General features: G+C 59.4%; 9 protein-coding genes. 8 read left to right on the top strand and 1 reads right to left on the bottom strand.

Annotation, left to right across the window (positions count from 1 at the left end):
• Positions 1–21 precede the first annotated feature (21 nt).
• The 5 genes from ACM6IO_RS24515 (at position 22) to ACM6IO_RS24495 (ending at position 6,840) form a co-directional block, all read left to right on the top strand.
• Positions 22–408 carry an AprI/Inh family metalloprotease inhibitor gene (locus ACM6IO_RS24515; protein ID WP_207284344.1) on the top strand — a complete coding sequence of 129 codons (387 nt, stop codon included), beginning with the start codon at positions 22–24 and terminating at the stop codon, positions 406–408.
• 80 nt (positions 409–488) lie between these two features.
• Positions 489–2,255: a type I secretion system permease/ATPase gene (locus ACM6IO_RS24510; RefSeq protein WP_414912403.1), complete on the top strand. Its 1,767-nt coding sequence runs from the start codon at positions 489–491 to the stop codon at positions 2,253–2,255.
• Positions 2,252–3,586, top strand: coding sequence for an HlyD family type I secretion periplasmic adaptor subunit (locus ACM6IO_RS24505; protein WP_414912402.1), 1,335 nt, complete (start codon positions 2,252–2,254; stop codon positions 3,584–3,586). The genes ACM6IO_RS24510 and ACM6IO_RS24505 overlap by 4 nt, the downstream gene beginning before the upstream one ends.
• Before the next feature lie 2 nt (positions 3,587–3,588).
• Positions 3,589–4,965 (top strand): TolC family outer membrane protein, encoded by a 1,377-nt coding sequence (locus ACM6IO_RS24500; protein WP_192227160.1) that lies wholly within the window; start codon positions 3,589–3,591, stop codon positions 4,963–4,965.
• 27 nt (positions 4,966–4,992) lie between these two features.
• Positions 4,993–6,840 carry a polyurethanase gene (locus ACM6IO_RS24495; protein WP_414912401.1) on the top strand — a complete coding sequence of 616 codons (1,848 nt, stop codon included), beginning with the start codon at positions 4,993–4,995 and terminating at the stop codon, positions 6,838–6,840.
• A gap of 126 nt (positions 6,841–6,966) precedes the next feature.
• On the opposite strand, the gene ACM6IO_RS24490 is transcribed toward ACM6IO_RS24495, so the two are convergent.
• Positions 6,967–7,191 carry a YgdI/YgdR family lipoprotein gene (locus ACM6IO_RS24490; RefSeq protein ID WP_008026328.1) on the bottom strand — a complete coding sequence of 75 codons (225 nt, stop codon included), beginning with the start codon at positions 7,189–7,191 and terminating at the stop codon, positions 6,967–6,969.
• Positions 7,192–7,412: 221 nt separating this feature from the next.
• Here ACM6IO_RS24490 and ACM6IO_RS24485 point away from each other — a divergent pair, with 221 nt between their 5' ends.
• From ACM6IO_RS24485 to ACM6IO_RS24475, 3 genes are all read left to right on the top strand, one after another.
• A complete protein-coding gene (locus ACM6IO_RS24485) occupies positions 7,413–9,065 on the top strand; it encodes a VRR-NUC domain-containing protein (protein WP_414912400.1) in 1,653 nt (550 codons plus the stop codon).
• Positions 9,062–11,341: an ATP-dependent DNA helicase gene (locus ACM6IO_RS24480; protein ID WP_414912399.1), complete on the top strand. Its 2,280-nt coding sequence runs from the start codon at positions 9,062–9,064 to the stop codon at positions 11,339–11,341. Before ACM6IO_RS24485 ends, ACM6IO_RS24480 begins: the two co-directional genes overlap by 4 nt.
• 128 nt (positions 11,342–11,469) lie before the next feature.
• A complete protein-coding gene (locus ACM6IO_RS24475; RefSeq protein ID WP_414912398.1) occupies positions 11,470–12,378 on the top strand; it encodes a zeta toxin family protein in 909 nt (302 codons plus the stop codon).
• Positions 12,379–12,393 lie beyond the last annotated feature (15 nt).

Here is a 12,393-nt window from a genome sequence, read left to right as displayed (position 1 = left end):
ACGACCCTGAGTGAAACGCCTATGATTTGTAACGCTTTTACCTGCAAAACAAACGTGTGGCTGTTAGCCGCGCTCATGATGTTTTTTGGAGATGTAGCCATGGCAAGCAGCCTGAAGTTGGCAGACCCGTCGGAGCTGGCGGGAAAATGGCGGGTGACGCAGCAAGACAACCCATCGATCGTTTGCCCCCTCGAATTCAAAGCCAACCAGACGTTGGGCGACGGCACAGAGTGCCTCGTCGAATGGCTGGAGGAACAACCGGTCGGCTGGTTCCCTGAGCCCGACGGCATCGCGCTCACCGGCAAGGAAGGGTCGAAGATTGTGTTTTTCAGTCGTCAGCGCGACGGGCTGTATCGAGGCACTTCAAAGTCCGGGCTGATCATAATACTTGAGCACCCGCTTGATTAATCGAGATGCGCCAAGTTGTTATTAAAGTGTAAGTAACGACCTCGTCAGGCAGGCGAGGGATAACACCTCAGGAAGAGCCCATGAAGATGGCGAATAACCCGGTTTCCACGCCGTTAATAAGGGCGCTGGGTGATTACAAGAGCATTCTGATCAGCGTCGGTTGTTTTACGGCGCTAATCAACATTCTGATGTTAGTGCCTTCTATTTATATGCTCCAGGTCTATGACCGGGTGCTGTCATCGCAAAATGAAACCACGCTGGCCATGTTGTCGCTGATGGTCGTGGGGTTCTTTGCGTTTATCGGCTTGCTGGAGATTATTCGCAGTTTTATCGTCATTCGTATCGGCAGCCAACTGGAACGCCGCTTCAACCTGCGGGTTTATCAGGCCGCTTTCGAGCGCAATTTGTTCAGGGGCGAAGGCAACGCCGGGCAGTCGCTGGGGGATTTGACTCACATTCGCCAGTTCGTGACCGGCCCGGCGCTGTTCGCCTTCTTCGATGCCCCCTGGTTCCCGGTGTACCTGCTCGTGATCTATCTGTTCAACGTCTGGCTCGGCGTGTTTGCCACGGCGGGCGCGGTAGTGCTGATCGGGCTGGCGTGCCTCAATGAGGCCATGACCAAAAAGCCTTTGGGAGAAGCGGCGGTTTTCTCCCAGAAGTCCAGCCAGATGGCCACCAGTCACCTGCATAACGCTGAAACCATTCAAGCCATGGGCATGCTCGGCGCCTTGCGTCATCGCTGGTTCCGGGTGCATTCGCGTTTCCTCGGCCAGCAAAACAAGGCCAGCGACACCGGCGCGGTCATCAGCTCCCTGAGCAAAACCTTGCGTCTGTGCCTGCAATCCCTGGTATTGGGTCTGGGCGCGCTGCTGGTGATCAAGGGCGACATGACTGCCGGGATGATGATTGCCGGTTCGATCCTGATGGGCCGCGTCCTGAGCCCCATCGATCAATTGATCGCGGTCTGGAAACAGTGGAGCGGCGCCAAGCTCGCTTACCGCCGTCTCGATGCGTTGCTGCAAGCCTTCCCGCCGAGCGACGACGTCATGGCGCTGCCAGCTCCGAAGGGCCACATCCGTTTTGAGCAGGTCAGCGCCGGTCCTCCGGGGCAACGTGGTGCGACGTTGCACCTGGTCAATTTCAGCCTCGATGCCGGCGAAGTGCTCGGCGTGCTGGGCGCTTCCGGTTCCGGCAAATCGACCCTGGCCCGAGTGCTGGTCGGCGTCTGGCCGACCCTTGGTGGCACGGTGCGCCTCGACGGTGCCGATATCCATCGCTGGAATCGCGACGAACTCGGTCCCTACATCGGTTATCTGCCGCAAGACATCGAACTGTTCAGCGGCAGCATCGCGCAAAACATCGCCCGGTTCCGTGAGGCCGATCCGCAAACCGTCGTCGCGGCCGCGCAACAGGCGGGTGTGCATGAACTGATCCTGCGCATGCCTCAGGGTTACGACACGCTGCTCGGCGAGGACGGCAGTGGCTTGTCCGGCGGTCAGAAACAGCGCGTGGCACTGGCGCGTGCCTTGTACGGCAAGCCGAGCCTGGTGGTGCTGGACGAACCGAACTCCAACCTCGACACCGTCGGCGAAGCGGCGCTGGCCAGTGCCATTGCGCAGATGAAAGCCCAGGGCACCAGCGTGATCCTGGTGACTCACCGCTCTTCGGCGCTGGCCCAGGCCGACAAGTTGCTGGTGCTCAACGACGGTCGTTTGCAAGCGTTCGGCCCAAGCCAGGACGTGCTCAAGGCGCTTTCCGGTGCTCAGGAACAAAAGCCCGCGCAGGCACCGGGCGGGTTGAGCATGAGCCGGCAGTATCAGCCCTCGACAAGGAGTTCGGGTGTATGAGCAACCTCAGCGAAGCCAGCATGGAACACGACTACATCGCCGAACGCCCCGAGCGCGATGCGCGGTTTTTTGCGCGCATGGGCTGGATTCTGGCCATCGTCGGCGCCGGCAGTTTCTTCACTTGGGCCAGCCTGGCGCCGCTCGACCAAGGTATTCCGGTGCAAGGCACCGTGGTGGTCTCGGGCAAGCGCAAAGCGGTGCAATCGATGAGCAGCGGGGTGGTCAGCCGGATTCTGGTGCGCGAAGGTCAAGCGGTGAAGCAGGGTCAGCCGCTGTTTCAACTCGACCAGACCCAAGTCACCGCCGACGTGCAATCCCTGCAAGCGCAATACCGCATGGCCTGGGCCAGCCTGGCGCGCTGGCAAAGCGAACGGGACAACCTCAAACAAGTGAGTTTCCCCGCGGAATTGAGCAACGATCCCGACCCGCGTCTGGCGCTGGTACTGGAAGGCCAGCGGCAGTTGTTCAGCAGTCGCCGTGAAGCGTTTTCCCGCGAGCAGGCTGCCTTGCGCGCGAGCATCGAAGGCGCTGGCGCGCAACTGGCCGGCATGCGCCGCGCACGCTCGGACTTGACCGCCCAGGCCAGTTCCCTGCAACAGCAACTGAGCAACCTTCAGCCGCTGGCGGACAACGGCTACATCCCGCGCAATCGGTTGATGGAGTACCAGCGCCAACTGTCGCAGGTGCAACAACAATTGGCAGAAAACACCGGCGAAAGCGGCCGGGTGGAGCAGGGCATCCTCGAATCGCGGCTGAAACTGCAACAACACGTCGAGGAGTACCAGAAAGAAGTCCGCACTCAGCTGGCCGACGCACAGCTCAAAAGCGTGACGCTGGAGGAGCAACTGACCTCCGCCGGTTTCGACTTGCAGCACAGCGAAATCATCGCCACCGCCGACGGCATCGCGGTCAACCTCGGGGTGCATACCGAAGGCGCGGTGGTGCGCCAGGGCGAAACCCTGCTGGAAATCGTTCCGCAGGGCACTCGCCTGGAAGTCGAAGGGCATCTGCCGATCAACCTGATCGACAAGGTCGGTACGCACTTGCCGGTGGACATTTTGTTCACCGCGTTCAACCAGAGCCGCACGCCACGGGTTCCCGGCGAAGTCAGCCTGATTTCCGCCGACCAGATGGTCGATGAGAAAACCGGCGCTCCGTATTACGTACTGCGCAGCAGCGTCAGCGAACACGCCATGGAAAAACTCAACGGCCTGGTGATCAAGCCCGGCATGCCCGCGGAAATGTTCGTGCGCACTGGCGAGCGTTCGCTCCTCAACTATCTGTTCAAGCCGCTGCTCGATCGGGCAGGTTCCGCGTTGACCGAGGAATAAGGATGTTGCGCTGTATGAATAAGCTGTCTGTGTTTGCGGCGAGCCTTGTGCTGCTGACCTGCAACCCGACCATGGCCATGGGACCGTTCGACCTTTACGAGCAAGCGTTGCGCAATGATCCGGTGTTCCTCGGCGCGATCAAGGAGCGCGACGCCGGCCTTGAAAACCGCGCGATCGGCCGCGCCGGGCTGCTGCCGAAACTGGGTTACAACTACAACAAGGGCCGCAACACCTCCAAGGTCACTTACCTCAACGAGCGCGGGCAAAACCAGAGCGATGACCGCAACTACAGCAGTTACGGTTCGTCGTTGACCCTGCAACAACCGCTGCTGGATTACGAGGCCTACGCGACGTACCGCAAAGGCGTGGCGCAGTCGCTGTTCGCCGATGAGAACTTTCGCGGCAAGAGCCAGCAATTGCTGGTGCGGGTGCTGGAGAACTACACCCAGGCGCTGTTCGCCCAGGACCAGATCGACATCGCCCAGGCCAGGAAGAAAGCCTTCGAGCAACAGTTCAGGCAGAACGAGCAATTGTTCCGTCAGGGCGAGGGCACGCGCACCGACATCCTCGAAGCCGAGTCACGCTACGAGCTGGCAATCGCCGAAGAAATCGAAGCCCGCAACGAACAGGACGCGTCCCTGCGAGAACTGGGCGCGCTGATCGGCGTGCCGGCCGTCGACATCAGCGATCTCGCGCCGCTGGATCAGCAGTTCCAGACTTTCACCCTGCAACCGGCCAATTACGACACCTGGCATGAGATGGCGGTCGCCAACAATCCGGCCCTGGCCTCGCAACGTCAGGCACTGGAAGTGGCGCGCTACGAGGTGGAGCGCAATCGCGCCGGGCACCTGCCCAAAGTCAGCGCCTACGCAACGGTGCGCCAGAACGAATCGGAAAGCGGCAACACCTACAACCAGCGCTACGACACCAACACCATCGGCATCGAGGTCAACGTCCCGCTGTACGCCGGTGGCGGTGTCTCGGCGTCGACCCGTCAGGCCAGCCGCGCCATGGAACAGGCCGAATACGAACTGGACGGCAAGACGCGGGAAACCCTGATCGAGTTGCGTCGCCAGTTCAGCGCGTGCCTGTCGGGGGTGAACAAGCTGCGGGCCTATCAGAAAGCACTGACGTCCGCCGAAGCGCTGGTGGTGTCGACCCGGCAAAGCATTCTCGGTGGTGAGCGGGTCAACCTCGACGCGCTGAACGCCGAGCAGCAGCTCTACACCACACGCCGCGATCTCGCGCAGAGCCGCTACGACTATTTGATGGCATGGACCAAGTTGCATTACTACGCCGGCACCTTGAACGAGCAAGACCTGGCCAAGGTTGACGAAGCATTTGGGCAAGGCCCGAAGGAACGCCGGAAAGATCTCTGACAATTCCAACAAAAGAGAGGCTTTACCATGGGTGTGTACGACTACAAAAACTTCGGCACAGCAGATTCAAAGGCGTTGTTCACCGACGCTATGGCAATCACGCTGTACTCCTATCACAACCTCGATAACGGCTTTGCCACCGGTTATCAGCACAATGGCTTCGGCCTGGGATTGCCGGCGACGCTGGTGACCGCGTTGATTGGCGGTACTGACTCCCAGGGTGTGATTCCCGGCGTGCCGTGGAACCCGGATTCGGAAAAAGCCGCGCTGGCGGCGGTGCAGAAAGCCGGTTGGACGCCGATCACCGCTGCGCAGCTGGGTTACGACGGCAAGGTTGATGCGCGCGGTACGTTCTTCGGCGAAAAGGCCGGGTACACCAGCGCCCAAGTGGAAATCCTCGGCAAGTACGATGCGCAGGGCCATCTAAGCGAAATCGGCGTGGCCTTTCGCGGCACCAGTGGCCCTCGGGAAAGCCTGATCAGCGATTCGATCGCCGACGTGATCAACGACGTGCTGGCCGCGTTGGGGCCCAAGGATTACGCGAAGAACTACGTGGGCGAGGCCTTCGGCGACTTGCTTGCCGATGTTGCCGCGTTTGCCCGGGCCAATGGCTTGTCGGGCAAGGACGTGCTGGTCAGTGGCCACAGCCTTGGCGGCCTGGCGGTCAATAGCCTGGCGGACCTGAGCAACGACAAGTGGGCCGGGTTCTACAAGGATGCCAACTACATCGCCTACGCCTCACCGACGCAAAGCAGCACCGATAAAGTGCTGAACGTCGGTTATGAGAATGACCCGGTGTTCCGCGCACTCGACGGCTCGTCCTTCAACTTGTCGTCGCTGGGCGTGCACGATGCGCATCAGGATTCGGCAACCAACAACATTGTCAGCTTCAACGATCATTACGCCTCGACCGCGTGGAATGTGCTGCCGTATTCCATCCTCAATATTCCGACCTGGATTTCCCACCTGCCCACGGGGTATGGCGATGGCATGACGCGGGTGCTGGAGTCGAAGTTCTACGACCTCACCAGCAAGGATTCGACCGTCATTGTTGCCAACCTCTCTGACCCGGCGCGCAGCAGCACCTGGGTTCAGGACCTCAACCGCAACGCCGAAACCCACAAGGGCAGCACCTTCATCATTGGCAGCGACGGCAACGACCTGATCCAGGGCGGCAAGGGCAACGATTACCTGGAAGGCCGCGACGGCAACGACACCTTCCGCGACGGCGGCGGCTACAACATCGTGCTGGGTGGCAAGGGCAGTAACGTGCTGGATCTGCAGCAGTCAGTGAAAAACTTCGATTTCGCCAATGACGGCGCGGGGAACCTGTACATCCGCGATGCGCAGGGCGGCATCAGCATCACCCGCGACATCGGCAGCATTGTCACGAAGGAGCCGGGGTTTCTCTGGGGGCTGTTCAAGGATGACGTGACCCACAAGGTCACCGCCAACGGACTTGCGGTGGGCAATGACCTGACGCAGTACGCGTCCACGCTGAAGGGCGGAGCGGGGGCCGATACGTTGAAGGCGCATCCCGGTGGTGATTGGGTGTTTGGTCTGGATGGCAACGACCATCTGGTGGGCGGCCAAGGCAACGACGTGTTGGTGGGCGGGGCAGGAAATGATCTGATGGAGGCGGGTGGCGGGATCGATACGTTCCTGTTCAGTGGCGCGTTTGGCCATGATCGGGTCGTGGGTTATCAGGCGAACGACAAACTGGTGTTTCTCGGGGTTCAGGGTGTGGCGCCGAATGATGGCGTACGCGCCCATGCCACGGTTGTGGGGCAAGACACGGTGCTGACGTTTGGCAGTGATTCGGTGACGCTGGTCGGGGTTGGGCTGGATAGCCTGGCCAATGTCGTCATCGCCTGAAGGTGATGTGGCGCCTGTAAGGGCCTCTTCGCGAGCAAGCCCGCTCCCACATTTAACCGAGTTCTCCCATAAGAATGCGGTTAAATGTGGGAGCGGGCTTGCTCGCGAAGAACGATAACGCGGCCTTCAGTCTTCCTTGCGAACCGTGGCCACGTCATTAACCTTGACCTTCACTTTCGCCCCGGAAATATCTTCGAACTCGTAAAAGCCTTCTTTGGTATTGGCTTTTGGCATGTCCTTGGTCAAATATTGAGTGCCGTTCTGCAGCGTCACCACCGTTGGCGTCGAGCAACCGGCCAGGGCCAGAAGGGCTGCCGCTACCAGTGGCAAACCCAGTGTCTTGATATTCATAACCACCTCTCATCCTCCTAAAATCAGCGCGACTGCTTCAAATCCTTCAATCGCCGCTGCACTTCTACCGCCGTTGGTGCGACGGATCCCCGGAAAGTTCGATGGGCCACCCAAAAAAAACGGATCGCGCCGCCGCTTATCCTTTTCCGTTTGCACCGGACGGGTCGTAGCTGGTATCTGTACGCATAACCAGTACTCGTACGCCACGGCCCTGTTTTCCTGTGACCACAAATCCCCTCGACGATCCGTTCTATTACTTGAACAACTTCATGCAAGTGCTTGATTGGCTTGAACATCGTTATGCCGATGTATTGAGTGTCGAGGAGCAATGCTTCATCCGTGAGTTCAATCGACTGCCCCGGGAACCCCGTGCGCTCCTGGTCCGGATGGTCATGCGCAAGGGCGTTCACTTCCGGGCGAGCAAACTGCATTACGTCGAGATCGGCGACATTGCCATGGCCGCTGAGCCGTTGTTGGCCCAGGGTTGGATCGATGAGCAGGCGCCGCTGCCGCTCGACGTGGTGTTCGAGGCGTTGCTCAAGGCCGAAATCCTTCAATGTTTTGGTGCCGCCATCGATCAGCCCAAAGGGAAAAAGTCCGACTGGCTGCCTGCATTGAGCGAACGGTTTCCCGAGGTTCAACCCTTCAATCAGTGGTGCGCGCCACTGGATGATCGGTTGTTCAGCCTGACTATCATGGGCTTGTGTGATCGCCTGCGCCTGATGTTTTTCGGCAACCTTTACCAGGACTGGTCGGAATTCGTGCTTGCCGACCTCGGCATCTTTACCTATGAAAAAGTCGAGTTCTGCGCCGAATCACGCGGCTTGCGCAGCCGCGAGGACGTGGATGCCTGCCTGTTTCTCCATGACTGTCAGCAGCAGTTCGAGGCCGGTGAAGCGGTGGCGACGGTTGTCGAGCAGATCAACGGGCTGGTGCTGAGCAATCCCTGGCTGCAAAAGCGGCGCAGCAAATTGCTGTTCCAGATCGGTCAGCACTGCGAACGCGTGGCGGATTTCGCCAATGCCCTGGGCATTTACCGCGAGTGCGCCTGGCCTGGCGCACGGTCGCGATTGATTCGTGTGCTGGAGCGCTGCGGCGAGTATCAGTTGGCCATGGACCTGGCCGTTGCTGCCGGGCAAACGCCGGAAAGCGCCGCCGAACAACAGCAATTACTGCGAGTGGTGCCCAGGCTGCGGCGCAAACTCGGCGGGCCGGCAGTGAAACGATCCTCTCCACGGGAAATGCAGCGTCTCGATCTGCAACTGCCCAGAACCGACCCGACGTTGTCGGTGGAGTTTTACGTTCAGGCGCATCTGGCGGAGGAATCGGCGCCGGTGCATTACGTCGAAAACAGCCTGATCAACTCGTTGTTCGGGTTGCTGTGCTGGCCGGCAATCTTTGCGCCGTTACCGGGGGCGTTTTTCCACCCGTTCCAGCGCGGGCCGGCGGACTTGCTCAATGAAGACTTCCAGGCGCGCCGGGCCGACCTGTTTCAGGCCTGCCTCGCCGAGCTGGATGACGGACGTTACCGCCAGACCATCCGTGAGCGGTATGTCGCCAAGTGGGGCGTGCAGTCGCCTTTCGTGTTCTGGGGCGCGTTGAGCGAACCACTGCTTGAACAGGCCCTCGATTGCCTGCCCGCCGAGCACCTCAAACACTGGTTCAACCGCCTGCTGCTGGACATCAAGGCCAACCGTGCCGGCATGCCGGACCTGATCCAGTTCTGGCCGCAGCACAAGACCTACCGCATGATCGAAGTCAAAGGCCCGGGTGATCGCCTGCAGGACAACCAGTTGCGCTGGCTCGAGTTCTGCCATGAACACCAGATGCCGATTGCTGTTTGCTACGTGCAGTGGGCGGAGCAGGGCGCTTGAGCTACAGCATCGCGGTGCGGGCGTTGTGTGAATTCACCGCCAAGGTCGGGGACCTCGACCTGCGCTTCACGCCCTCGCCGACGGCACTTGAAGGGATCGTCGGCCACCGTACGGTGGCGTCCCGGCGTAGCGAGGGTTACCAGAGTGAGGTCGCGCTTGAAGGTCTGTACCAGACGTTGAAGGTCAAGGGCAGGGCGGACGGCTACGACCCGGCGCAAAACTGCCTGGAAGAAGTCAAAACCTACCGCGGGGACTTGAGCAAACAACCGGCCAACCATCGTCAACTGCATTGGGCGCAGGCCAAGGTCTATGGCTGGTTGATGTGCCAGAAACTGGGCCTGGCGCAGATCAACCTGGCGCTGGTGTATTTCAACATCGTCAGCGAAAAGGAAACCTGCCTGGTCGAGGCCTTCAGCGCTGAGGAACTGCAGGTGTTCTTTGAACACCATTGCCAACTGTTCCTGCATTGGGCCGAACAGGAAATGGCCCATCGCGAAGCGCGCAACGACGCGGCGCAGCAACTGGCGTTTCCCCATGCCGGTTTTCGTCCGGGCCAACGGCATCTGGCCGAGTCGGTGTTCAAGGCGGTCAGCACCAGCCGCTGCCTGATGGCGCAGGCGCCGACCGGCATCGGCAAGACGCTTGGCACGCTGTTTCCGATGCTCAAGGCGCTGGCGCCGCAGCAACTGGACAAGGTGTTCTTTCTCACGGCAAAAACGCCGGGGCGCAAACTGGCGCTCGATGCTGCGCAGGTGATCCTCGACAGCGCGGATGCGCCACCGCTGCGGGTTCTGGAGATGATCGCCCGGGACAAGGCCTGCGAACATCCGGACAAAGCCTGCCACGGCGAATCCTGCCCATTGGCCCAAGGCTTCTATGATCGCTTGCCGGCCGCGCGCCAGGCCGCCAGCGAGCTGTCACTGTTGAACCAGAATGCCTTGCGCGAGGTGGCCGTGAAACATGCGGTGTGCCCGTACTACCTGAGCCAGGAAATGGCCCGCTGGTCAGACGTGGTGGTCGCCGACTACAACTATTATTTCGATTTCAGTGCGCTGCTGTTCGGGCTGGCCCAGGCCAATAACTGGAAAGTCGCGGTGCTGGTGGACGAAGCCCACAACCTGGTGGAGCGCGGCCGGCAGATGTACAGCGCCGGTCTCGACCAGTCGGCCCTCAACGGCGTGCGTAAAACCGCGCCCGAGCCGTTGAAAAAATCCCTGCAACGGGTCAATCGTGAGTGGAACGCCCTGCATAACCTGCAACTTGGTGCGTATCAGGCCTACGACAAGCCTCCGGAAAAACTGCTTCAGGCGCTGTCCTCGTGCAGTGCGAGCATTGGCGATTACCTCAATGATCACCCGCAGGGCCTGGACAGTGCATTGCAGACGTTTTATTTCGACATGCTGCAATTCTGCCGCGTTGCCGAACTCTTCGATGAACAGTTTCTGTTCGACATCAGCAAGCGGGACCTCGAGCGTAAAAAACCGCTTTCGCAACTGTGCCTGCGCAACGTGGTGCCTGCCGGTTTCATCCGCCCGCGCCTGACGGCCGCACGCAGTACCGTGTTGTTTTCCGCGACGTTGAGCCCGCGTCATTACTATGGGGATCTCCTCGGGACGCCGGCGAACACGGTGTGGATCGATGTTGAATCACCGTTTCACGCTGACCAGTTGAAGGTCCATATCGTCAATCAGATCTCTACACGGTTCGTTCATCGGCAATCGTCGCTGGCGCCGATCGTCGAGCTGATTGCCCGGCAGTTCAGTCAACGCCCCGGCAACTACCTGGCGTTTTTCAGCAGCTTCGATTATTTGCAGCAAGTGGCGCAGTTGCTCGCCGAAAAACACCCACACATCACCGTGTGGGCGCAATCGCGGGGTATGGGAGAAACCCGGCGCCAGGACTTTCTCGATCAATTCACCGCGGACAGCCAAGGAGTTGGCTTCGCAGTGCTGGGCGGGGCATTTGGCGAAGGCATCGACTTGCCCGGCGCGCGGCTGATCGGTGCATTTATCGCCACCTTGGGCCTGGCACAACTCAACCCGGTCAACGAACAGTTGAAACATCGCATGGCCGCGATTTTCGGGGCCGGTTACGACTACACCTACCTGTTTCCCGGCGTGCAGAAAGTGGTGCAGGCTGCGGGGCGAGTGATCCGCACCCAGCAGGATGAGGGGATGGTTATGTTGATCGATGACCGGTTTGGCGACAGCAAGGTCAAGCAACTGCTGCCGCGCTGGTGGTCGGTTGCCCCAGCGATTTCGCTCTCGGCTGAGTAGGATTTTTTACCTTAAAAAACATCGACATACCTTGAAAAACTCAGGCATTTGAACAAGTGGCGAATGCCCGCTTTATTCATAGAGGCAATCATCACTTTCAAGCCAGTCTTTGATAAGGAAATCAAGGTATGTCAGCAGCACCGAACTATACGTACACCCAAGAGCAGGTCACGGCCGCATTCGATGAAATAAAAGCGACGCTGTTCAGCGGCATTACGGCCGAGGCAACCCCGAAAATGCTGATCGTTGCCGGCCTGCAGGGATCGGGCAAAACGTATCTGCTTGAAAAAAGTCTTCTGCCTTCGGGCCGCTACAAAAACTACGTGCGGCTATACCTGCCCGAATACCGGAAAAAACACCCTCACTACGCTGAGATGATCAAACTTGGCGTTCTGCATGCGTATGAGCATACAGAGGCGTTTGTGCGTGAAGTCAGCGCGATGATCTTTACGCAGGCATTCGTCGGCAAATACAACATCGTCATGGAGTGCGCGTTCGACAGCCTCGATTTCGCGGCTTTTCCGCTGACGGCAACAGCCGCCGGTTATCAGTTCGAGACTCATATCGTTGGCTGCACCCAAGAGTTCGCTCATGTGTCGAGCATCAAGAGAGCACTCAACAGCCTCGAAAACCAGGAAATGGAACGATTTCTGACGGGATCAACACTGGCTGCCAGCATGGGGTATGCACAAGCGATCATCCTGGCCATCGAGACCGCTTCAAAAGCGATCAGCGGTTCACAAATCACCGTGTACGAACGCGGATTCGGCGTGTTGAAAGAGCGGGCGATACGGGCTCAGAGCACTTACACCCGGGATGCCGACGGCACGCTGACCAAAACGACAACCCTGAGGCATTTTGAGCACATCGTTTACTCGCGGATTATTGATAACCCTGTATTTGCGGTGAATGGTCACCACGAAATTATCAAGGAGTGCCATCTGGCGCTGCTCAAGATCGCGGGTCATACCCAGCATGTTCCGAGTTTCGTATACAACGATTTGTATGCCTGCATTGTCAGATACGCAAACCGATAAGACTTTGCGTCGAGC

The organism is Pseudomonas sp. IT-P44, from assembly GCF_949768225.1.
In the GTDB taxonomy this organism is placed as follows: domain Bacteria; phylum Pseudomonadota; class Gammaproteobacteria; order Pseudomonadales; family Pseudomonadaceae; genus Aquipseudomonas; species Aquipseudomonas migulae.
This window is presented reverse-complemented; position numbering and strand designations above follow the sequence as displayed.